This window comes from Pandoraea terrae (assembly GCF_902459695.1).
GTDB lineage: Bacteria > Pseudomonadota > Gammaproteobacteria > Burkholderiales > Burkholderiaceae > Pandoraea > Pandoraea terrae.
Genome location: NZ_CABPRZ010000001.1, coordinates 321766 through 343671, shown reverse-complemented (window position 1 = coordinate 343671; position 21906 = coordinate 321766). Strand labels below are relative to the sequence as shown.

The 21906-nt window shown below is 61.6% G+C and carries 19 protein-coding genes; 6 read left to right on the top strand and 13 right to left on the bottom strand.

What is annotated here, in order from left to right:
* Positions 1 to 2: 2 nt before the first annotated feature.
* The 3 genes from PTE30175_RS01525 to PTE30175_RS01515 form a co-directional block, all read right to left on the bottom strand.
* On the bottom strand, positions 3 to 1304 hold the full coding sequence (locus PTE30175_RS01525) for an MFS transporter (protein ID WP_150695274.1): 1302 nt from the start codon (positions 1302 to 1304) through the stop codon (positions 3 to 5).
* Between the two features lie 110 nt (positions 1305 to 1414).
* Positions 1415 to 2860, bottom strand: coding sequence for an aldehyde dehydrogenase family protein (locus PTE30175_RS01520; protein WP_150695273.1), 1446 nt, complete (start codon positions 2858 to 2860; stop codon positions 1415 to 1417).
* 5 nt (positions 2861 to 2865) lie between these two features.
* A complete protein-coding gene (locus PTE30175_RS01515) occupies positions 2866 to 4038 on the bottom strand; it encodes an L-rhamnonate dehydratase (protein WP_150695272.1) in 1173 nt (390 codons plus the stop codon).
* Positions 4039 to 4391: 353 nt separating this feature from the next.
* Between PTE30175_RS01515 and PTE30175_RS01510 the strand changes: the two genes are divergently transcribed.
* The gene (locus tag PTE30175_RS01510; RefSeq protein WP_150695271.1) at positions 4392 to 5330 is read left to right on the top strand and encodes a LysR family transcriptional regulator; all 939 of its coding nucleotides are present in this window, start codon (positions 4392 to 4394) and stop codon (positions 5328 to 5330) included.
* A 135-nt stretch (positions 5331 to 5465) separates the two neighbouring features.
* A complete protein-coding gene (locus tag PTE30175_RS01505; protein ID WP_150695270.1) occupies positions 5466 to 6734 on the top strand; it encodes an MFS transporter in 1269 nt (422 codons plus the stop codon).
* 926 nt (positions 6735 to 7660) lie between these two features.
* Here the strand turns inward: PTE30175_RS01505 and PTE30175_RS28935 are convergent.
* Positions 7661 to 7792 carry a hypothetical protein gene (locus tag PTE30175_RS28935; RefSeq protein WP_263596269.1) on the bottom strand — a complete coding sequence of 44 codons (132 nt, stop codon included), beginning with the start codon at positions 7790 to 7792 and terminating at the stop codon, positions 7661 to 7663.
* 490 nt (positions 7793 to 8282) lie between these two features.
* Here PTE30175_RS28935 and PTE30175_RS01500 point away from each other — a divergent pair, with 490 nt between their 5' ends.
* Complete coding sequence (locus PTE30175_RS01500; protein ID WP_150695269.1) at positions 8283 to 8615, top strand: cupin domain-containing protein; 333 nt, start codon at positions 8283 to 8285, stop codon at positions 8613 to 8615.
* A 783-nt stretch (positions 8616 to 9398) separates the two neighbouring features.
* Here the strand turns inward: PTE30175_RS01500 and PTE30175_RS01495 are convergent.
* Complete coding sequence (locus PTE30175_RS01495) at positions 9399 to 9683, bottom strand: hypothetical protein (protein WP_150695268.1); 285 nt, start codon at positions 9681 to 9683, stop codon at positions 9399 to 9401.
* Positions 9684 to 10262: 579 nt separating this feature from the next.
* Here PTE30175_RS01495 and PTE30175_RS28100 point away from each other — a divergent pair.
* The gene (locus tag PTE30175_RS28100; RefSeq protein ID WP_191628743.1) at positions 10263 to 10439 is read left to right on the top strand and encodes a hypothetical protein; all 177 of its coding nucleotides are present in this window, start codon (positions 10263 to 10265) and stop codon (positions 10437 to 10439) included.
* A 97-nt stretch (positions 10440 to 10536) separates the two neighbouring features.
* Here the strand turns inward: PTE30175_RS28100 and PTE30175_RS01490 are convergent, their stop codons facing one another.
* The 8 genes from PTE30175_RS01490 to PTE30175_RS01455 all read right to left on the bottom strand — a co-directional run bounded on the left by PTE30175_RS01490 (position 10537) and on the right by PTE30175_RS01455 (position 19070).
* Entirely contained in the window at positions 10537 to 11376 is an 840-nt protein-coding gene (locus PTE30175_RS01490; protein WP_338044393.1) for an enoyl-CoA hydratase-related protein, read from the bottom strand.
* Positions 11373 to 13547, bottom strand: a complete 2175-nt coding sequence (locus PTE30175_RS01485) for an acetate--CoA ligase family protein (RefSeq protein ID WP_150695266.1) — start codon at positions 13545 to 13547, stop codon at positions 11373 to 11375. The genes PTE30175_RS01490 and PTE30175_RS01485 overlap by 4 nt, the downstream gene beginning before the upstream one ends.
* A gap of 2 nt (positions 13548 to 13549) precedes the next feature.
* On the bottom strand, positions 13550 to 14332 hold the full coding sequence (locus PTE30175_RS01480) for an enoyl-CoA hydratase/isomerase family protein (RefSeq protein WP_191628741.1): 783 nt from the start codon (positions 14330 to 14332) through the stop codon (positions 13550 to 13552).
* Between the two features lie 162 nt (positions 14333 to 14494).
* Positions 14495 to 15541: a C45 family autoproteolytic acyltransferase/hydrolase gene (locus PTE30175_RS01475; RefSeq protein ID WP_150695264.1), complete on the bottom strand. Its 1047-nt coding sequence runs from the start codon at positions 15539 to 15541 to the stop codon at positions 14495 to 14497.
* A gap of 16 nt (positions 15542 to 15557) precedes the next feature.
* Positions 15558 to 16286 (bottom strand): glutamine ABC transporter ATP-binding protein GlnQ, encoded by a 729-nt coding sequence (gene glnQ / locus PTE30175_RS01470; protein WP_191628739.1) that lies wholly within the window; start codon positions 16284 to 16286, stop codon positions 15558 to 15560.
* The gene (glnP, locus tag PTE30175_RS01465) at positions 16283 to 16939 is read right to left on the bottom strand and encodes a glutamine ABC transporter permease GlnP (protein WP_150695263.1); all 657 of its coding nucleotides are present in this window, start codon (positions 16937 to 16939) and stop codon (positions 16283 to 16285) included. Before glnP ends, glnQ begins: the two co-directional genes overlap by 4 nt.
* A gap of 68 nt (positions 16940 to 17007) precedes the next feature.
* Positions 17008 to 17760 (bottom strand): glutamine ABC transporter substrate-binding protein GlnH, encoded by a 753-nt coding sequence (glnH, locus tag PTE30175_RS01460; protein WP_150695262.1) that lies wholly within the window; start codon positions 17758 to 17760, stop codon positions 17008 to 17010.
* A 395-nt stretch (positions 17761 to 18155) separates the two neighbouring features.
* Positions 18156 to 19070 (bottom strand): LysR family transcriptional regulator, encoded by a 915-nt coding sequence (locus PTE30175_RS01455; RefSeq protein WP_150695261.1) that lies wholly within the window; start codon positions 19068 to 19070, stop codon positions 18156 to 18158.
* Between PTE30175_RS01455 and PTE30175_RS01450 the strand changes: the two genes are divergently transcribed.
* Positions 19063 to 20667, top strand: a complete 1605-nt coding sequence (locus tag PTE30175_RS01450; RefSeq protein WP_224788544.1) for a YfcC family protein — start codon at positions 19063 to 19065, stop codon at positions 20665 to 20667. The genes PTE30175_RS01455 and PTE30175_RS01450 overlap by 8 nt on opposite strands.
* A gap of 25 nt (positions 20668 to 20692) precedes the next feature.
* Positions 20693 to 21883, top strand: a complete 1191-nt coding sequence (locus tag PTE30175_RS01445; RefSeq protein WP_150695395.1) for a M20 aminoacylase family protein — start codon at positions 20693 to 20695, stop codon at positions 21881 to 21883.
* Positions 21884 to 21906 lie beyond the last annotated feature (23 nt).

The following is a 21906-nucleotide window of genomic DNA, read 5'->3' as shown; positions in this document are numbered from 1 at the left end:
CCTTACGCCCGGCGTTGCCGCAGATCGATCAACAGCGTGCAGCCGATGAACACAAAGGCGCATGCCGCGAAGAAATGCAGTACGGTCTCATACGTCCCGAAGCGCTGCAGCATCAGGCCGACGACGATCGGGATCAGCATGCCGCCGAGGCTGCCGGCCAGGTTCATTGAGGCGCCGACGATGCCGACGCGCGCGCGCGGCGCCAGGATCGCCGGCAAGCTCCAGTACAGACTGCCCCACATGGTGATGAACGCCGCAAGGCACAGCAGGCACACCGCCTCGATGGGGTCGGCGATGCGCGGCAATATCAAGAACACGGTGGCAATCACCACGCCGGAGAACGTCAGCATGCCCTTGAGCACCCAATTGCGCGGCAGGCGCCGCATCAGTGCATCGGCACCGAAACCGCTGGCCAGCGAGCCGAACGCGCCCGACAGGAAGATCAGGAAGGTCGCCATGCCGATCTGCTTGAGATCAAAGCCTCGCGCGTGAGACAGGTAGCTCGGCCCCCAGGTCAGCAAACCGAAGTACACCATCGCCCAGCTCGCGCGGCCGAGCGTGAGGCCGAACCAGCTGCGCGGCGAGATCCTGCCGGTGATGTCCGCAAGCGAGGTCGCGCCCGGCCCCATCGCGCGAATGTGCGCGAGCTCCGCCGCGTTGACGCCCGGATGCAGGGCCGCGTCATCGCGCAGGTAGCGCCACGATATCCAGCTCATCAGCACCGTCACTGCGCCTGCGATGAAGAACGCCGAACGCCACGAATCGAACGAGAGGATCAGCCAGGAAATCACAATGCCGCCGAGCGCCGCACCCAGCGGGCTGCCGGCGTCGACGAGCACCGCGCCACGGCTGCGTTCGCCCGGCGCGAGCCAAAGGGCATTGAGCTTGGCGCCGGCCGGAAACAGCGGCGCCTCCGCACCGCCAAGCGCCGCGCGCGTGACCAGCAGCGACGCGCCGCCGGTGGCGAACGCGGCCAGCGCCTGGCACGCGCCCCACAGGGCAGTGGCGCCCGTGATCATTTTGCGCGGGCCGAAGCGGTCGATCAGCCAGCCGCCCGGAATTTGCAGCAGCGCGTAGGTCCAGAAAAAGCTGCTGAGCACCAGGCCCTGCATGGCCGGGCTCAGCGAGAATTCCTTCGCGATGGTCGGCATCGCAATCGACAGCGATATCCGATCGAGCAGGTTCATCATCACCAGCACAAAAATCACGCTGAAGATGCGCCAGCGTGCACGCGTGGGTGCAATGTCGAGCGCGCCGGCGCCGGCGCCCTCCGAATGGGCGTTGGATGCCAATGGTGTGGTCATGTGTCTCCTCCTGTCGTAGTGTTGGCGACGCGCGGCGGGGGTACCGCGCGTCGCACCGTCGCGTCATCGTCACGCGGCGCTGTCTGCGCGGCGCGCTGCGCTTACTGGGTCTACCCGGCAGACGTGTAGGCCGTCTTGACCGTCGTGTAGAACTCTCGCGCGTAGGAGCCCTGCTCGCGCGGCCCGTAGCTCGACGCCTTGCGCCCGCCGAACGGCACGTGATAGTCGACGCCCGCCGTCGGCAGGTTGACCATCACCATGCCGGCTTCGGCATGCTGGCGGAAATGCGTGGCATGCTTGAGTGACGTCGTGCAAATGCCGGAGGCCAGTCCGAACTCGGTATCGTTGGCCATCGCCAACGCCTCGTCATAATCGCGCACGCGCATGACGCTTGCCACCGGGCCGAACACTTCCTCGCGATTGATGCGCATGCCGGGCGTCGTGTCGGTCAGAAGCGCCGGCATCTGGTAGAACCCCGGCGTTTCGCGTTCGAGCGCTTGGCCGCCGAACGCGAGCGTGGCGCCCTCGCGCACCGCGATATCCACATACTCGAGGTTCTGCGCCAGTTGCTTCGCGTCGACGACCGGCCCGATGTCCGCGCCCGCCTTGAGCGCATGATCGACGCGCAAGCCCTGCAGTTTGGCGCGCACCGCCGTCACGAAGCGGTCGTGAATACCGTCCGTGACGATGAATCGGCTCGACGCCGTGCAACGCTGCCCTGTGGAGAAGTATGCGCCCTGCACCGCGCAGTTCACTGCAATATCCAGATCCGCGTCGTCGAGCACGATCAGCGGATTCTTGCCGCCCATCTCGAGCTGGACCTTGGCCTGCCGCGCCGCTGTGGCGGCCAGCAGGTGACGGCCGGTCGCCACCGATCCGGTGAAGCTCACGGCGGTGACACCGGGATGCTGCGCAATTGCCTCGCCGACCACGCTGCCGCGCCCCATGACGAGATTGAACACCCCGGCGGGCAGGCCGGCGCGGCTGATGATCTCGGCCAGCGCCCATGCGCATCCGGGCACCAGCTCGGCCGGCTTGAATACGACGCAGTTGCCGTAGGCGAGCGCCGGCGCGATCTTCCACGCGGGGATCGCCATCGGGAAATTCCACGGCGCGATCAGGCCGATCACGCCGAGCGGCTGACGCACGATATCCACGCTCACGCCCGGACGCACCGACGGCAGCACCTCGCCGCCCGTACGCAGCACCTCGCCGGCGAAGAACTTGAATATCATCGCCGCGCGCCCCACCTCGCCGATACCCTCCGGCAGGGTCTTGCCCTCCTCGCGCGACAGCAACGCGCCAAGTTCCTCGCGGCGGGCGTGCAGCTCGTTGCCGATACGATCAAGGGCGTCGTGCCGCGCCTGGATGCCCCCGGCCGACCATGCCGGGAAAGCCGCGCGCGCCGCCGCGATGGCGGACTCGGCCTGTGCCTGGCCGGCTTGCGCATACTCGCCGATCACATCGCGCGTGTCAGACGGATTGACGTTGGCCTGGGTGTCCTCACCGGCCAGCCACTTACCGCCAATATAGTTACGGAACACGGATTCGCTCATGATGTTCACTCGATGATCTGGAACTGGTCGAGATAGCGCTCGTCGATCGTGAGGCCCAATCCCGGCAGATTGTCGTCGAGATCGAGGAATCCGTTGTCCGGCTGCGGATCGCCCTTGAAGATGTAGTAGAACAGCTCGTTGCCGACTTCGACGTCGTGCACCGGGAAGTACTCCGACATCGGTGAGGCCAGCGTCGACATGGTCAGGTGATAGTTGTGCATCTGCCCCGCGTGCGGGATCACCGGCACGCCGTACGCTTCGCACAGCGCATTGATCTTGTGCGCAGCGGTGATACCGCCGACACGGTTGGTGTCGTACTGCACGACCGACACGGCCCGCTTGTCGAGCAGTTGACGGAAGCCATGCAGGGTGAATTCATGCTCACCGCCGGAAATCGGAATCGACGTGAGCTGGTTCAGTTCCGCATAGCCGTCGATGTCGTCGGCGATCACCGGCTCTTCGAGCCAGCGCGGCTCGAACTTCTCGAGCTTGGGCAGGATGCGCTTTGCATATTCGAGATTCCAGCCCATATAACATTCGAGCATCAGGTCGTTCTCATAGCCGACGACCTCGCGAATGGCCTCCACCGACTTGAGGTTCTCGCGCACACCGGCCACGCCGTCGCGCGGACCGTAGCCGAAGCGCATCTTGAAGGCCGTGAAACCCTGATCCAGGTAGCGCTGGGCTTCCGTCTGCATGTCGCCGAGATCGGTGCGATACAGCTTCGACGCATAGCACGGGATCTTCTCTTTCGTGCGCCCGCCCAGCAGCTTGAACACCGGTTTGCCGGTCGCCTTGCCCATCAGGTCCCACAGGGCGATGTCGATACCCGAGATGGCCGCCATGCCGATGCCCTTGCGACCCCAGGCCAGCGTCGAGCGATACATGCGTTGCCACAGATACTCGTAGTCGAACGGATCGTGGCCAATCACCAGCGGTGCGAGGTATTGGTCGATGATGGCCTTGGCGATACGGGGAGCGAGCGCGACGTTGCCCAGACCGACGAGCCCGGTGTCGGTTTCCACTTCCACCACGGTCCAGCCATGGAAGCGGAACGTTCCCATCGAGTCGCCGCGATCGTACAGCTGATCCATTGCGTTGGAACAAAAGTGCGCCTGCGGCGCCACGGTCTTGCCCTTCCATTCAAAGACGCGGGCACGAATATTGGTGATCTTCATAGAGCGATTTCCTCGTGAAAATGTCGGGACAGGACGCCGCACGCCTGGCGGCCCCATCCGGGATGAAATGCAGTACCGTCACGTCAGGACTTGACGGCCGGCGACCGGCAGCAAGCGCCAGCGGCACTTGCGAAGGGCCGATGCGCACGCCGTGGCGGCGGGCGGGAATGAGGGCATGACGTGTCTCCGAATCGCTTTGCCGGCGGGTCCGCCGGCATTGTTCTTCTGGCGAGCAAACAGCCCGCTGAGCAGAAAATATAGGAGGGACAGGTGATAAAATCTATTGACGTTTTTCTATGTATCAATAAGTATTTCTCATACCCCACTTTGGGTCCATACGACCTCGAACCGACATGATTCCAAGCTTCAGCACCCTGCAAGGACGTCTCCGAATGCAGCATCTTCGGCTGCTGCTGGCGATCGAGGAACGCGGCTCGCTGCGTCAGGCCGCCGACGAATTGGCGCTCACCCAGCCGGCCGTCACGAAGATGCTGCAGGACATGGAAGCGCTGCTCGGCGTGCCGCTGTTCGAACGCCACGTACGCGGCTTGCGGCCGACGCGCTTCGGCGCGACCGCCACGCGCTACGCCAAGCTCGTGTTCTCCGACATGGCAGGGTTTCGCGACGAGCTGGCCGCGCTCGAGTCAGGCAAGATCGGCAAGGTTCGTGTCGGCGCGGTGATGGCCCCCACGCCGGTGCTGCTGGCGGAAGTGATTCGCCGGCTCAAGCGCGACCATCCCCTGCTCGACGTCAGTGTCCAGGTCGACACCAGCGACGTGCTGGTGCCGTTGCTGGAGCGCGACCAGCTCGACCTCGTGCTCGGCCGCGTGCCCGAGGGCTGGGACACCAGCCTGCTCGAATTCGATCAATTGGGTGAGGAGGGCCTGGCCATCGTGGTGTGCCGCGATCATCCGCTGGTCAAGCGCCGCAAACCCTCGTTCGAGGAATTGGCGACGTTTCCGTGGATCATGCAGCCGCTGCCGAGCCCGATGCGCGCGCTGGTCGACCGCTCCTTCGCCGATGCAGGCGTCACGCCGCCGTCGAGCACGATCGAGACAGCCGCCGTACTGATGACGACGTCGCTGCTGCCGGGCAGCGACCTGGTCGCCGTGCTGCCAGCCTCGGTCGCCGCCTTCTACGCGCGCCTCGACGTGCTCAAGGTGCTGCCGGTGCCGTTGCCGCGCAAGCTCGGGCCCTATGGCATCGTGACGCGGCGCGGCCGCCCGCTGTCGGCCTCGATGTCATTGCTGGTCGACACGTTGCGCGCGGCGGCGGCCGAGGGACTGGCCTGACGCGCCGGGGCGAACAACGCCGGTTATCACCCTATCGAAAAGATTCAATAGACATCCGTTCCCTCGTCGCGCGACCCTAGCGCAAACCAAAAAAATGCGGCGTCACCCCGACGCTGCGCGACAACGGAGCGAGACATGCCCACCGATAGCCGGCAACGGCGCCGCACACTCTGGCTGCTGTGCGCCCTTTCCTTCATCCTGTACGTCGACCGCGTCAACCTGGCGACGGCCGCCGGCGCCATCAAGGCCGAACTGGGCTTGTCCAATACCGAACTCGGTATCGCCTTCTCCGCGTTCGCCTATTCCTATGCCATCTTCCAGGTCGGCGGCGGATGGATTGCCGATCGTTTCGGCGCGCGCATCACGTTGATCGGTTGCGGCCTCATCTGGGTGGTATCGACTTTCGCCACCGGACTCGTGCACAGTCTGGGCCTGCTGTTCGCGGCGCGGCTGCTGCTCGGCATCGGCGAAGGCGCAACCCTGCCGGCCCAGGCACGTGCGATCACACGCTGGTTTGGGCGCGAGCAGCGCGGCATGGTGCAAGGGTTCACGCATTCGTTCTCGCGGCTCGGCAATGCCGTCACGCCACCGCTCGTGGCCGCGTTGATGGCATGGCTGTCGTGGCGATCCGCCTTCTACTTGATCGGCGCGGTGACGGCTGTCTGGCTGGTTTGGTGGTGCCTTTCGTTTCGCGAACATCCGCACGGCGCCAATGCCTTTGCCCCCGCCTCCCCGACCGACGCCCCAACCGGCCTGACCCCGTGGGGCCCGCTTTTCAAACGCATGGCGCCGACGATTTTCGTGTACTTTTGCTACGGCTGGACGGCGTGGCTGTTCTTCACGTGGCTGCCCACCTTCTTCCTGCATGGCGAAGGACTCGACCTGAAATCGTCGGCGCTGTTCGCCTCCGGCGTGTTCTTCGCCGGTGTGGTCGGCGATACGCTGGGCGGATGGCTGAGCGACCGGGTCTACCGCAAGACCGGCAACCTTGCCACCGCCCGGCAGGGCGTCATCGTGCTCAGCTTCACCGGCGCACTGCTGTTTCTCGTGCCGTTGGCGTTCGTGCATTCGACGGTCGGCGTGGCGCTGTGCCTGTCCGCGTCGTTCCTCTTTCTCGAACTGACTATCGGACCGATCTGGGCGGTGCCGAGCGACATCACGCAAACGCATGCGGGCATTGCCAGCGGCATGATGAACGCCGGCTCGGCGGTCGCCGGCATTCTCTCGCCGATCCTGTTCGGTTTCCTGGTCGACCGTACCGGCAGTTGGACCCTCCCCTTCGCGGGCTCAGTCGCCATGCTGCTGATCGGCGGCGTGGTTGCGCTGCGCATCCGCCCCGATCGTCCGTTGGCCACGGACGCCGTCGAAGCACCGCGCCGGGCGCTCGCGCCGCCGAGCCTCTGAGCGGCCTCGCCCGGCAAACGTCCGGTTCGAACTTCAGCGAAAGCGTGCTATCGACCCCACTCAGACATACAGCCAGTCAGACGGCTCGCCCGGAGTTCGACTGAAAAGAGACGTTGGGCGAACGAGAAACTCTCAGAATGGCATCCGCACGTCATGCCTGACGGACCGGACCTCCAGTTCGCCGAATCGCTTTCAGCGATCGATTGCCAGGAAGCACAGGCAGCTGACGATGTCAGGCAAGGCCTATAGAAATGCAGCAAGCGTTCGCGCTGATGCTGTACTACCTGGAAAACCTGCTGTACCGCACGGTGGGCTTGAGATGAGACCCGCTTGCATCGACAGTTCCAGGCGTATGCCAACTGGATGCATCGCGAAAGATGCGGCCTCACCGTTGCGACGACGTAGATTTTCAATAGTCGACGACAGCGATGTTGGGGGTATGCCCGCTGCAGAATCAGGGGGGTGCCCCATCCTCGGCTTTCATCGCTGTGTATAGCATGCAAATGTGGGGATACAAGCACCGGGACCACCGACACGGTGGTGTGGCGATGCCCCTGTCGCCCTGCGGTGGCGTAGCCTTGTGACTATCCCGTGCCACCCGTACGGTCCGCGGCGGCGCACGCCACATCTGAACTAACAGAGGCCAGCATGAAATACCTTGCCTTTGCCACCGTCGGCGCTTTCATGGTGGGCTGCATTTCCATTGCGCCTACTAAATTCGAAGCGGCAGCGTCTCAGGTCGTCGCGCATCTTTTCGCATTACTGCACTAGGGAGAGGAAATGGGAGCGCGGATCAAGGAAGCTTTACTTGCCCTGGTGTTGCTTAGCCCCGTGCTACTGCTGGCCTACCGATCAGGAGTGGACTTTCAGCAAGCAGCCGAGGAGATTCCCCGCCACTTACTGCAACTGCTGAGGCTACTGCTCGATTAGGCAATGTCGAGGCTGAGCTGGACGGCGAACTGTTCCTCGTTCGCTGCGGGCCGTAGCTTGATGACTGGCTGGGCCCCCTTCAAGCGCTGTGCTCGCTCGATGGCGGTCAGCCCCATTTGATCTTTCATCAATTCGTGTTCGAGGGTCCGCAAACTAATCATGGCGACCGCCCATGGAGGAACCACGGCTGCGCCCGCAAACCAAGCTTTGAGGGTGCGTTCGTGACGCTGAAGTATGCGGCAAAGCGAACACGCAGCACATACAGTGTGATGGTCCGGTGTCTGCATGAAACCGGACACTCCCGGATCTATCCCAAACGGCAGCAACTGGCCGATTGCACCAGTTCAATGAACGTTCGACAGCACGGACGTTGGGACCATCAACGTCAGCTTTCCGGCAGTTTGTGTGACCGCGAACTTTCGGCCATCTCCAGTCGTCCGATTGATTGAAAGCGCGGTCACTGCAATGGCTCGTTTGCTCCCAACATCGGCCAGTCGACTTTACTGAATCTTGTGCGCTACAGTTGCAATGCGTAACCATCCGGCGATCAGCGAGCTGGTCCCGACGCTGCTCGACGGTCTTGCGCCTATGAGGTGAAAGTTGAAGTGAGGTCGTGCCATGCAACTTCAAACGGGTAACCTGTTCAGCTTCGAAGCGAAGCGCGGCGGCGAAGAGCGCATCGACATGCTCATCACGGGGCAGCGCCTGAACGTGGAGCGGATCGTGTCGTTGGGACACGCGAGTCCCGAAGGGTTCTGGTACGACGACTCGCGCGCCGAATGGGTGGTGCTGCTGTCGGGCGCGGCCGTGCTCGAGTTCGAAGAGGACTCGACGCTGCACGACATGCGTCCCGGCGACTACGTGCTGATCGAGCCGCATTGCCGGCATCGCGTTGCGTGGACGCATGCCAAAGAGCCAACCGTCTGGCTTGCGATCTACCACGAACGCTGAATCGAGCGCCGAGTCATACGCCGCATTTGACCATCGTCGAGAGTTCAGACAGCCGAGGTGTTGTCCAGTGCCGCAGTTAATGAAAGCTGGCTCTCCAACGGTCGAAGATGGCCTCAGCGCCGACCAGGCTGCGAACGAGTGGGACCGGTGGTCCAAGGCTTGGCGTCCCGACCGACAGCAGCTGCCTAACTTGACTGACCTAGATTTTGCACATAAAAAAGCAAGGGCTCTTGAGTGACGAGCGACGGTTGCAGCTTGAAACCGGTCGTTGTGATGAACTGCGTCTGGACGGCTGATTCGGGTCGGGAGCACGCATTCGCGGACAGTGAGACCGGACATTCGCGGCCATCGGCGTGCGAACGGCAGGAAAGCGACCTGTAGCCGCCTCAACGACGTTGTGACCTCAACGGCGGCTCCGGCCGATCTGCCCCATCTTCGCGGATGTCCCCTGTCTGGCCAGCAGCGGACGGTCATTGTTGCAATATAGGCGCCCCGTCAGGGACCGGTTCTGGCCGGCAGCGGACCGCCGCCATGGTCAGCTTCCGAAGCTGACGGTCGCTTCGGTCAGGCAAAGGTGGCGGCAACGAATGTTCAGGGCGCGATCGTTAGTGGCCCCGACCATTGGCTGATGGAAGAAGTTCCGAATCAGACGACGTCGGCGCTCGTCGCATTCCTGGGTAAGCCCTCGTCATTCTGAGGTATCGGGACTGACGCAGCTGAAATAACGAAACGCCGGACGGCGATGGCTGTCCGGCGAAGTTGACTACTTACTGCTGCTTGCTTTTATACCGGTGGCTGTGCGACACCAGTCTTGGCCGCACGGCGTTGCCGGCCGATCTTCTCGGCGAGTGCGTAGGCTTCCGTCGCGAGTTCTTCCATCTGCTCGAAAAACGCGCTGATGAAATTCTCGTCTAGTGACGAGATCGTGCCCTGGCTGCCGATCGCGGATAGCGCCACGATTCGGCTCGTCAGTTCATTGAGTCGCAGTGATTCCGCGTCTCCGTACTTCAGTGCTTCGGTGATTGCTTCGTCTTCTTCGGGGGAGAGTTGACGCTGGACTTCAGACATAAGTCAGCCTCCTTGCTGCGCGGTAAAAAAAGCGCCCGCCCTGGCGCTGCCAGCGAAGAGGAGACCTCGATAACGACGGGTGGGCGGGCATCAAGCCGGGGTGAGATACCGTACTGATGTTAAAACGGCTGACCCTAAGGTCACCCGGCTTAAGCCCGCCCATAAAGGATGGCGTGGGTTGGCACGCGCGACCGCAAACATCGCGGTCGTGTGCCAACATCAGTTCAGGATCTCACTCCCGAGTCGCGGTTGTCTGCCGCGACACGGAAGAGCTTACGAGCAACTCACGCCCTGCACAACCCGAATTCTATGGCTTTGCCTGCTTTTCAGAATCGTCCGAGTCGGGGATTGGGAGAAGGCCGTTATATTGTTGAATAACTGCTTTTCTGACTGACGCGCGAGTTGCTGCTATCGGCCAACAACGGCCCGTCGGGACTTCCAGAGACGGACATTCGTGCTCAAATGTACTAACAGCCACACTGGTGAGCGCCCCGAGATCAGCACCCATGGACTGCTAGCGACGGGGCGACATAAGCGCCGAGCCGTTTCGGACTAGAATCCTCTGAGGAGGTATCAATCATGTCAGCTATCAAGCGCATCGATCCGGGCCATTCCGCCTATCAGGCCGCACTGCACAGGACGACCCGATACCCTGCGGAGCACGTGACGTTGACGGCTGGCTCCAGGAAGAGGCTGCGCCCCTGTGTGCCGCATCGAAAGCTCGGACGCGGCAAGGTCGGCATCGGCGGCAAGTAGGCACCTGCAAACCTTGCAAGGCGTCGGGCTTTAGCAGGTGGCTTGACGTGAATTGGCTGTCCGGCGCGAGGGCGGGTTTCAGTAAAAGTGGGCGCGCCTATTGACCCTTGAATTGCGGGGCGCGCTTTTCGAGTGTCGCGGCGAGCGCTTCGATATGGTCCTCGGTGTTGTGGCACATCCCCTGAAACGCGGCACAGTGGTCGAGGAAGTCGGGGAGTTCCATGCGCTGGGCTGATTTCATCAGGCGCTTCGTCAGCCTGAGGGCTTGCGGGGGTTTTGCTGCGAGGTCCCTGGCCAACCGTTGCGCGGTATCCAGTAACTGATCTGCGCTCACGGCGTCGAGAACGATACCAAGTTCCTTGGCCTGCGCGCCCGTAAAGGTGCGGCCCGAAAACGTCAGCTCTGCGGCCCGCTGGTAGCCGACGAGTCGCTGGAGCAACCACGCGCCGCCATCCCCGGGAATGATGCCCACGTTGATGAAGGTCTCGCCCATGATCGCATCGGTTGTTGCCAGTCGCAGGTCGCACATGCAGGCGAGGTCGAAGCCCGCGCCCAATGCGGCGCCATTGATGGCTGCGATGGAAGGGACCTCGAGACGATGCATTGCCAGCGGCAAGCGCTGGATGCCTTTTCGATATCGTTGCTGGACCTCGTATACGTCCCCCCCAAAACTCCCTTCGCGATGGAGCATGTGCTTGATGTTTCCGCCGGAAGAAAAGGCCTTGCCGGCACCGGTAACAATCAGGATGCCGATAGATTCCTCGGCGTTAATCCACTGAACGGTGCGCTCAATATCGTCGACGAGCGTCGTGCCGGTCAGTTCGTTACGCACATCGTCCCGGTTCAAGGTCAGTATCGCGACACGCCCCTCGACGCTTAGCAACGCATCAGTCAGTTCAGGTGCAAGGGTCATTCTGGCTTCCCGGTTGAAAGTCACTGTGGGGTGGTTGCGCCGACATCCTCAAGCAGGATGCGCGCGTCAAGAATGGCTACCCCGCTGGAATAGGCCAGCACGGGGTTAAGATCCAGTTCGGCAATTTCGGGAAACGCGGAGCAAAGCGCCGAAATGCCCATCATCAGCCTGACCAGCGCATCCTTGTCGGTCGGAGCGGCGCCACGTACCCCGTTCAGAATCTCACTGGCCCGGATCTCGGCGAGCATCCGGTGCGCATCGTCCTGCGTGAGAGGAAGCGAGCGGAACACGACGTCCTTGAGCACTTCGACCAGAATGCCGCCGAGGCCGAACATCATGACCGGCCCATAAGTCGGGTCACGCACAACCCCGATGATGATTTCGATGCCACCTTTGGGCGCCATGGGTGTCACCAGGACGCCGGTAATGTCCGGATTTTGCACATGCTTTCGCCCGTTGGCCACGATGTTTTCGAACGCTTGCCTGACTTCTTCGGGACTTCCAACGTTCAGCCTGACCCCACCGACGTCCGATTTGTGGATGATGTCGCGCGACACGATTTTCATCGCGACCGGCACCGACGCGAGGCGCTCGAACGCCGCAACGGCCTCATGCGCAGACCTGGCCAGAATCGCGGGTGCCGACATCGGGACGCCCGCATTCGCGAGCGCCTGCCGGGCTTCATGCTCGAGCACAACCGTCCGGTGCTCGCTGCGACAGGACGCAAGGACTGTCTCGAACGCCGGCGAGCGCACCGCAAGGCCGTCCGCGTCGGCTGACGGCCGCCTTTGCGTTTCGCCAAATTCGGCGAGCGCCAGCATGCAGCGGACTGCCAGCTCAAGCGAGTCATAGACCGGCACGCCAGCTTCACGGATACATGTCAGCGGCGCAGGTCGCAGGTCCGCATACAGACTCCCGTACAAGCTATGCACAATGACAGGTTTGCCGTGCGCTTCCAGCATCCCGGCGATACGCGACGAGGTCTGCATCTCAATGGGCGTCAGCGACTGCGAGAACCTCACGCCATACCCACCGTAGAGCCCCGTGATGAGCAGCCCGTCGACCTGAGGGTCCTCAAGCAGGATGCGCGCGCAGTCGGCAAATACCGCAGGATTCGCGTCCGTTCCCCCGGCCACATCCACCGGGTTTGCAACGGCGGCCGACGGCGGCAGGATTGCCGAAAGGCGCTGCTGCGTTTCGTGGCTCAGAGACGCCAGCGTCAGACCCTGTTCGCTCAGGGCGTCTGCAGCAATCGTCGCATGCCCGCCACCGTCTGCCAGCACCGCCACGCGGCGCGACGCGAGCGGCTTGAGTAGCGAAAGCGCTTCAGCGAGCGACAGAATCTCGTCGGACTTGCGAGCCAGCACCGCACCCGCCTGACGCAGAACGCCCTCGCTAACCGCGTAGTCGCCGGCGAGCGCACCGGTGTGCGACTTCGCGGAACTGCGTCCGGCGCTGGTGCGACCCGACTTGTAGAGGACGACTGGCTTCCTGCGTGTGATCCGACGCAGCGCGTCCAGAAACACCCGCCCGTTGTTCATCCCCTCGACGTACGCGACGACGGCCCGGGTGTTCTCATCTTCGGCGAAGTAGTCGAGATACTCATCAAACTGGATATCCGATTCGTTGCCAATGCCCACGTACGTTGACAGACCGATGTGTCCATTCGCCTCGGCCTCCGTCACTAGGGAAAGCGCCATGTTCCCGGACTGCGACAGCAAGCCGATTCCACCTTTCTTCAGATTGCTGAAGCCGACGATGTTGCAGGCTTTGTGGGTATTAAACACGCCGGACGTGTTCGGCCCGACGATACGCACGTTACAGTGCTGAGCAACCCGCACCATTTCATCCTGCAGGCGCCGCCCGTCATCGCCCGCTTCGGCAAACCCGCCCGCCAGGACAACCGCCCCTTTTGCGCCCTTCCTGCCACACTGCTCGATGACCTGTGGCAGGGTCTTCGCCGGCGTGCAGACCAGAACGAGGTCAACGTTGCCCGGTATGTCGCCCAGGCTCGCGTAGCATTTGAGCCCCAGGATTTCCGATTCCTTCGGATTTATCGGGTATATCGCCCCGGCGTATCCGTCTTCCAGCAGCTTCTGAATGGAACGGAAGCCCCGCTTCGTCTGGTCCCTTGATGCGCCAACGACGGCAATCGAGTCCGGATAGAAAATCTCATGGAGCGCGTGGCTGCTCATTGTTATTCTCCCTTGAACACCGGTGAGCGCTTCTCGGCGAAGGAATCGATCCCTTCCTGCCAGTCTTTCGTTGTGGAACAGAACATCATGCCCTCCAGCTCGGCTGTCAGCGCTGCGTCAAGGGTGCGCTCGCCCGCGAAGTTCAGTTGTTCCTTCGCCAGGCGCATTGAGAACGGTGCCTTGCTGGCGATCTTCTGCGCAAACTCCCGCGCGCTCTGCAGAAAGCCGTCATCGGGAAACACACGGTTTGCCAGCCCGATCCGGGCAGCTTCGTGCCCGTCGATCTGCTCGCCAAGGAAAACGAGCTCGCGGGCTTTTGCCAGACCGACCAGCCGGGGGAGGAGATACGTGATGCCGCCACCAAGAAAATTGCCGATGCTGATTTCAGGCAGTCCAATCTTCGCGCTCCCGGCCATCACAACGAAGTCGGAGGCAATCGCGATTTCTGCACCGGCTCCCAGCGCGAAGCCATTGACCGCCGCGACCACGGGCTTACCGAGCGTCAACAATCGCTTGCAGACTACCTGCTCGCCTCGCAGGTACTCGCGACGCTCGAAGGCGGTGCGACCCGCCTTGTGTTCCTTCAGGTCTGCGCCGACGCAGAATGCGCGTCCCTCTCCCGTAATGAGGACCACCCGTGCGTCGCGGTCCGCCTCCGCCAGACTCAACGCTTCGCCCAACTCATCGTAAAGTTGCTGGACCACCGCGTTCAGACGATGCGGCCTGTTCAGCCTGACTTCTGCAATGCCGTCCTGCACACCGTAAATAATCGTTTCGAAAGCCATGAACGTCTCCGTCATTGCACCTTGAAAAGCTCGCGCACGTTGTTGAAACATCCCTCACAGGATTTGGCGCCTCAGACAACCACAAACGCGCAAAGCAACGTCTGTTGCCGAAAGGTGTGAATACCCGCGATGAAATACAGTTGTCACGCTCTGCCTCGGCGGTCAGGACCCGGTGCGTGCCCGCGATTCCTGGGGCATGAATTGCTTGAATCGAAGTTCACCTTGCTGGCGCACTTCGAATTCCACACCGGCTTCCCGAATGATGAACAGCGCGGTCGCGAGCGTGTTCTCGTCGTCCGGGTCCGCGGGGTCATCACGGTAAATGGGCAGACCTTTCGACGCCTGGTCGAAGAGTACCTGCAGGAGATTCAACTCGCCGACGCCTGAGAGCGCCGGAAGAAGCTCACCGAGTCGGGTCTGCCGGTCGCGGGACGATGCCGTGACAATCTGCTCCTCGTTGCCACAGCCATCGTGGATGAGGTGATTGGCGTGCCCGGACAGGCGGGGCACCTCAACCACCGAGCAGCGTTGTACCGTTGCTTCGATGCTGAGCAGCCGCGGGTCCCCTACGCAACCCAGTGTGTGGTGAAAGCCGCTTGCGCGCGGGACGCCGTTGAGAACCTCGACCGCGGCATCAAGCGAAGCGACGTCTAGCACCGCGCGGGTGAGCACCATGCGGGGTACCCCAACTGCGGGGTGCCTGATTCGCAGGTTGTTGATAGCCTGTACCAGTCCGGCACGGTTCACTGCGAAGGTATGTCCGGGCAGGGAGCCCGGGTAGTAGAAGCTCACGAATCCGGGCTTTCCGGTTGGGCGAACGTCCACGAGCGCGCACTGGTCGCGCAGATACGGGTCGCCATCTTCGTTATGCGCAATGAACCGCTCCTCGGGTGACCTGGCAGCGAGCGTCGTGCAACCGTCCGGCGCATTGTGAATCAACTCCCCCCGGCAGTTCCACAGAAACACGTCCTCGGCAGACCATCCCATACCGGCCGCCATGCCGTCGATTTCTGCGACATAGTCGGGGAACACACTTTGGGCAGCCTGGCGCAGGTCTCGCACAAACGAGCGCCCGCGCCATCGGCTGACCGCCTGCCAGGCGACACTTTGCCCCATGTACGCACTCATCACCGGCCTGGCCAGCGAACCGAGTTCGTATCCGATGTCGTACGGAGAGCCGGAAATGACGGAGGGAGTTAGAACCTGCATAAAAACATAACCTCGCTTAAGCCACGTGCTGCAAAAAGTCTTTCAGTCGCTGCGTCGGCGGGGTGTGGATAAGCGCGGCCGGGTGCCCGTCCTCGGCAATGCCGCCCTGGTCCATGAACAGCAGACGCGTGCCGACACGCTTTGCAAACGCGATTTCATGCGTCACGACAATCATCGTCATGCCCTCGTTGGCCAGGTCCTGCATGACCTTGAGGACTTCGTGACGAAGTTCCGGGTCCAGCGCCGAGGTTGGCTCGTCGAACAGCATCAACTTTGGCTTGATGGCCAAGGCGCGAGCAATCGCGACGCGCTGCTGTTGCCCCCCGGACAACTCGGACGGGTAATGATTAGCGCGCGCTTCAAGGCCCACCTTGTCCAGCAATGCCATTGCCTGGTCGCGTGCTTCAGCTCGCGAGGCTCCGCGTACCTGGATAGGGCCGAACATCACATTCTCCAGCGCTGTCATCTGGGGAAACAGGTTGAACTGCTGGAAGACCATGCCGGCCTCAAGGCGGATATTACGGACCACGGATGCGCTGCCCTTGACGCTCTGCCCGTCGACCAGCAAGTCTCCGCCCGAAATTTTTTCCAGTACGTTGATACAGCGAAGCATCGTGGACTTGCCCGAGCCGGACGGCCCGACGACAACCACGACTTCCCCACTTTTGATGCAGAGGCTGATGTCCTTGAGTACGGCCACATGGCCGAAGCTCTTCGAGACCCCCTGGAATTCGACCATGTTCATAGGATGCTCATCCTCTTTTCAACGAGACGCAGTGTGAGCGTCATCACGCCAGTCAGAATCAGATAGATGACGGCAACTGCAGTCCAGATCTCAACGGCACGGAAATTTCCCGCGATGATTTCTTGCCCCTTTCGTGTCAGTTCGCCCACCCCGATGACAATAAATAGCGACGTGTCCTTCAGGCTAACGATGCACTGATTTCCGAGCGGCGGAATCAGCCGGCGAAAGGCGAGCGGCCCGACAATCTTTAAGAGGACACGTGGCATGGACAGACCCATCGCAAGGCCGGCTTCCGTGAGGCCCTTGGAGATGGACAACAGTGCGCCGCGCACCACTTCGGCAAGATAGGCACCCGAATTGACCGTTATTGCGATGATCGCGGCTGTCAGGCCATCGATCCGGATATGCGCAAGCACCGGTAGCGCGAAGTATAGAAACATGACCTGGACGACAATTGGCGTACCCCGGATCAGCTCGATGTAGACCTGCGCCAGAACGTTCAGCACAGTGGGTCCATATGCCCGGAACATCCCGGCAATCATGCCGACGATGAAGCCGCCGATGAGCCCGACAAATGCAATAAAGACTGTGAGCTTCACGCCGTCCAGCAAGTCTGGAAGTGCCGCCCCAATAGCTGACCAATCGAGTTCCACGGATCGCTCCTGGTTGTGTCAAAGGCAGCGCGAGGGTTGTCACCCCCCGCGCACTCATTTCCGAGCGATTACGACTTCGGCGGCTCGGAGCCGAACCACTTTTTGTACAGCTTGGCGTAGCGGCCATCCGCCTTGATTCTGGTCAGCTCTTCGTTGACCTTGGTTACCAGCGGGCTTCCCTTCGGAAACCCGATGCCGTACTTGTCGCCGCTCACAGGGGCGCCGGCAACCTTTACCTTGCCTTTGCCTTCCGTGTTGACGAAATACAGGACGTTGGGCGTGTCGTGCATGGCCGCGTCGACACGGCCGGCTTCCAGCGCCAGATAGGCCTGGTCGATGTTGGGGAACTGGCGGATTTCCTTCGGCTTCAGGTGTGCCTTGATCCAGTCGATAGTGGCGGTGCCCGTTTTTGCGCCGATGACCTTGCCATTCAGGTCGTCAATGGACTTGATGCTCGTGTCGCCGATCTGCACCATCGCAGCGAGTCCGCTGTCGTAATACGGGTCCGAAAAATCGATAGCCTTCTTGCGCTCTTCCTTGATGGTCATGCCCGAAAGCGCGACGTCAATGTTTTGGGTTTGAAGCGCCGGAATCAGGCCAGCGAAGTCCATCGGCTGAATCTTGTACTTCCAGCCTTGGTCCTTCGCGATTTCGGCCCACAGGTCAAGGTCGAAGCCCACGTACTTGTCCCCCTGCTTGAATTCGAACGGCATGAAGGAAGTGTCGGTGCCGACGACCAGTTCTTTGCTTTGCGCGTGTGCGATGCTCGCGCCAAACATGGCAACAGCGATGACGGACATAAGGAAGGAACGACGTCCCATGATTCTCTCCGCAGTAATTGACAAGGCGCCCTCCGCGACGCGGGCGGGACCCATGACAGCAACACTCCATGCAGTGAAACAGATGATTCTTTATTTATGCTTCATGCAACGTTTGTTGTCATCACGAATTCTATGCCGCCAATAGAGGAAGTCAACAAAAAACTGGGTGGGGGAAACCCGTATCCCTTGCCGAGATTGCGCGCCGAGGTGCGGAAGACGTCGAGCACCGCCAGCGTCTTCCCACTTCCGCCGGACCGTGGCGATCCCCTCGCTCAATCGGACGGCCAACGGGCCGCGCCGGCTGGCCGTCGCCGAACGTCAGCGTCCGCTTCAGAGAAGCACGAACGGCCGAAGCGGGTACGAAAATTGGCTCGCAGAAACCGGGCGGGTCATCGTCACACGATCGACATCAGCCTGATGATCTCCCGCAGGAAATAATTCGCCGCCGGACTCAGTCGCCGCCCGGCCCGTGTAATCACGTAGCGATCGAACGTACGGGCGAATGGATGGTCGATCGGTACCGCTTTGACTTGACCTGCAGCGATCCGCTCTTGAGCCGCCCTGCGCGTCATGAATGCAACGGCCAAGTTCTGTGCTGCGATTGCCACTGCCGTCGAGAACAGATCGCAGCGGAATGCCGGCACGTAGGTGCGCCCGATATCGGACAGCATCGCATTGACAAGGGTTTGCAGCCCGAAATCGGCCGGCATGAAGACCAGGCGTTCGCCGGCGAGATCTTCCATCTTCACCGATTTCAGCGACGACATCCGATGCTCGACCGAGAAGATGGCGCACAATGGCTCGCTCTGGAACAAGCGCGCGTTCAGTGTGGGATCGGACGACGCGCCGATGGACACGCAGATGTCGACCATATCCTCTCGAATCATGGAGATGAGTTCGGGAAGCGAGCCGGTGCGCAAATCCACAACGATGCCTGGGTATCTCTCGAGAAATTGCTTCAGGACGTCGTTGACCAGGCTCGTCACCATGCCCTCGCCGGCGGCGATGGTGACCTGCCCGCGCTGAAGTCCACGGTATTCGTCGAGCTGCGCACGAAAGCGCTGGGCCTGGCGCTCGCGCTCACGAAAATAGTCGACCGCCATTTGACCTGCTTCGGTCAACTCCATTTTTCTACCTCGACGCGTCACGAGCGACAGTCGAAGCTCACGCTCGGCAAGGCCAACTTGTCGACTGATGGTCGAGACATTCACATCAAGACCCAGTGCCGCTTGGCGCATTCCGCCGTACTTTGAGATAGCTACCAGGTATTGGAGCGTGCGTTCCGAAAGGCTCCGTTCGAGTGTGTCCAATGAGAACTCCAATGTTGCACTGAATGCAACATTATCGCAGCCCAAAGAGCAACTTTCGATCCGGATTTTGGCTGATACTGGGCCCCAGAGATTGGCTACGGCATGCGGGTATGCCCAAGCCGGCCAGAGTAACGCACACAGCGAGAGCAATGACGGAGGCGCAATGAATAGCGAGAAGCCGACAGTGAACGCATCAGGGCAAGACGCCCGGCTATCTCAGACAGGCGGGAGCAAGGAACCGGTCAACCCTTATGTGTTGCTCTTCCTCGTGTTGACGGCGGCCGCGATAGCGACATGGCTCGTCCCAGCGGGCGAATTTACGCGGACGGTCCGCAATGGCATCAGCTTTGTTGTGCCGAATAGCCTGCGACCGGTCGCGCAGCACGGCGTATTACCCGGCGAGCTGTTTACCGCACTGGCCAAGGGGATGATCGAGTCCGCCCCGATCATTTTTCTCATCCTCTTTACCGGTGGCGCGCTCGCCGTGCTCGAAGCGACGGGCGCGATTCGCAGCGCACTTGCCATGCTCTCGAAGGGAGAAGGCTCGCGTGAGCGCATCACCGTCATTGTCATTTGCGTAACTTTTTCGTTGCTCGGCACATTGGGCGTGGTGACGAACTCGGTGGTGGCATTCGTCCCGCTTGGACTGCTTCTGGCCGAGTCGATGGGCCTGTCGAGAGAAATTGGCACCGGCCTTATTTACCTGGGCACCTATGCCGGTTTCAACATGGCCATCCTCAATCCGGTGACCACCGGATTGTCGCAACGCTTGGCCGGCCTGCCGATGTTTTCCGGAATGCCGTTCCGGGTCGGCATATACATCTGCTTTTTACTGGCCACCCTCGTTTTTCTCATCGCGCGAATCCGTGCCCATCGTAAGGCCGGCGTGGCGCAATCGGTAGCGATGAAGGGGGCCGAGCCCGCACAGCCTTCCCCTTCGCCGCGGCTCGACACGCGTCAGATGGTCGTCGTCGGAATCGTGCTCGTCTGCCTGTCGGTCTTTGTCTACGGATCGTCGACGCGCCACTGGGCCGAGCCGGAAATGATAGCCATGTTTGTCATCATGGCGATTGCCGCCGGGGTCGTGAGCGGAATTCGCCCCGGCAAGATTGCGGATATCTTTCTGCTCGGCTGCGGTGGACTCACCAAAGGCGCGCTGGTGGTGGGGCTGGCACGGGCCATCTCAATCGTGCTCAGCAACGGGAAGATCCTGGATCCGATTGTCAATCTGCTCACCGGATTCCTTGCCCCGCTCGACGCCACGCTGGCTGCGATCAGCATGTTCCTGAGCGCCGCTTTGATTCACGTTGGCATCTCGTCCGGGTCCGGCGAATCCGCGGTGCTTATCCCGATCTTCGCACCGCTCGGCGACACCCTGCACCTGACCAGGCAGGTGACGGTTCTCGCGGTACTGCTCGGCGAGGGTTTCATCAATTGCTTCAACCCGACGTCCGGCGTCTTGATGGCGGTACTCGCAACGTCCGGCATTCCCTACGCCAAGTGGGTGCGCTTCGTGACGCCCCTCTTGCTGGCCTGGTTCGCGATCAGCATCGTCGCCATCGTCGTAGGCATTGCCATGCATCTGGGGCCGTTCTAGTTGACCTCTTTTCATCGAGTTGAACATGTCATTACCTGGTCTTAGTTCCGTCGCCGACCTGCAGCCCTTTGCCGAAGATCTGCGACAGCTCCGCCACTCCCTGCATAGCCATCCAGAACTGGCGTTCGAAGAGATGCGGACCGCGGAGGTCGTGGCGACCCGGCTCAGAGAGTATGGCTACTCGGTCGAGACCGGAATCGCCGGCACCGGTGTGGTCGGAACGCTGCGTCTGGGCACGAGCGAACGCAGTATCGGCGTACGCGCCGACATGGATGCACTACCGATCGACGAGCTCAACACGTTCAGCCACAGGAGCTGCGTTCCGGGACACATGCATGCCTGCGGTCACGACGGGCACACGGCCATGCTGCTCGGAGCGGCGCGTCAACTGGCGCAACGTCAAAGCTTCGACGGCACGGTGCATCTGATTTTCCAGCCGGCGGAGGAACGAGGCTACGACAGCGGCGCCAAGCGCATGGTCGAGCAAGGGCTCTTTACACGCTTCCCGTGTGATGCGGTGTTCGCCTTGCATAACCATCCGGGTGCGCCAGCCGGCACCTTCATGTTCCGCACAGGCAACTTCATGGCTGCGGGCGACCGCGTCTTCGTGCGTATCATTGGCAAGGGCGGACACGCTGCGCGCCCGCATTTGGCCAACGATCCGATCGTCGCGGCAGGCAGCATCGTGATGGGCTTGCAGACCATCGTGTCGCGTAATGTCGACCCGACCAAATCCGCAGTTGTGACGATCGGCAAAATTGCGGGTGGCACGGCCCCAAATGTGATTCCCGGCCAGGTCGAGTTGAGCATCAGCGTTCGATCCTTCGATACGGAAGTCCGTCAGCTGCTGAAAGAGAGAATCATCAAGCTCGTGCACGCGCAGGCAGACAGCTTTGGCGTCACGGCGGTCATCGATTACGTCGAAGGCTATCCGGTCGTGACCAACACCGAGGCCGAGACCGCGTTTGCCATCCAGGTGGCAAAGGAACTGGTTGGCGCGGACCGGGTTACGGAGCAGATGGACGCATTGATGGGCAGCGAAGACTTTGGCTACATGCTGCAGCAGCGCCCCGGAACCTTTCTGCGACTCGGCAATGGCCCGATCGAGGGTGGCAACACGCTGCATAGTGCGACCTACGACTTCAATGATGAGAACCTGGTTGTCGGCGCCGCTTTTTGGGCCAGGTTGGTGGAACGCTATCTGCCGATCCAATAAGCAGTCGATGCGGACCATTTTAA

Excerpts from the sequence above, each read along its gene's own strand:
- PTE30175_RS01525 (WP_150695274.1), bottom strand. The coding sequence starts at position 1,304 with ATGACCACACCATTGGCATCCAACGCCCATTCGGAGGGCGCCGGCGCC.
- PTE30175_RS01480 (WP_191628741.1), bottom strand. The coding sequence starts at position 14,332 with ATGGCTTTCGAAACGATTATTTACGGTGTGCAGGACGGCATTGCAGAA.
- PTE30175_RS01500 (WP_150695269.1), top strand. The coding sequence starts at position 8,283 with ATGCAACTTCAAACGGGTAACCTGTTCAGCTTCGAAGCGAAGCGCGGC.
- glnQ (WP_191628739.1), bottom strand. The coding sequence starts at position 16,286 with ATGAACATGGTCGAATTCCAGGGGGTCTCGAAGAGCTTCGGCCATGTG.
- PTE30175_RS01520 (WP_150695273.1), bottom strand. The coding sequence starts at position 2,860 with ATGAGCGAATCCGTGTTCCGTAACTATATTGGCGGTAAGTGGCTGGCC.
- PTE30175_RS01485 (WP_150695266.1), bottom strand. The coding sequence starts at position 13,547 with ATGAGCAGCCACGCGCTCCATGAGATTTTCTATCCGGACTCGATTGCC.
- PTE30175_RS01505 (WP_150695270.1), top strand. The coding sequence starts at position 5,466 with ATGCCCACCGATAGCCGGCAACGGCGCCGCACACTCTGGCTGCTGTGC.
- glnH (WP_150695262.1), bottom strand. The coding sequence starts at position 17,760 with ATGGGACGTCGTTCCTTCCTTATGTCCGTCATCGCTGTTGCCATGTTT.
- PTE30175_RS01510 (WP_150695271.1), top strand. The coding sequence starts at position 4,392 with ATGATTCCAAGCTTCAGCACCCTGCAAGGACGTCTCCGAATGCAGCAT.
- PTE30175_RS28935 (WP_263596269.1), bottom strand. The coding sequence starts at position 7,792 with ATGAAAGATCAAATGGGGCTGACCGCCATCGAGCGAGCACAGCGCTTG.
- PTE30175_RS01515 (WP_150695272.1), bottom strand. The coding sequence starts at position 4,038 with ATGAAGATCACCAATATTCGTGCCCGCGTCTTTGAATGGAAGGGCAAG.
- PTE30175_RS28100 (WP_191628743.1), top strand. The coding sequence starts at position 10,263 with ATGTCAGCTATCAAGCGCATCGATCCGGGCCATTCCGCCTATCAGGCC.
- PTE30175_RS01445 (WP_150695395.1), top strand. The coding sequence starts at position 20,693 with ATGTCATTACCTGGTCTTAGTTCCGTCGCCGACCTGCAGCCCTTTGCC.
- PTE30175_RS01475 (WP_150695264.1), bottom strand. The coding sequence starts at position 15,541 with ATGCAGGTTCTAACTCCCTCCGTCATTTCCGGCTCTCCGTACGACATC.
- PTE30175_RS01495 (WP_150695268.1), bottom strand. The coding sequence starts at position 9,683 with ATGTCTGAAGTCCAGCGTCAACTCTCCCCCGAAGAAGACGAAGCAATC.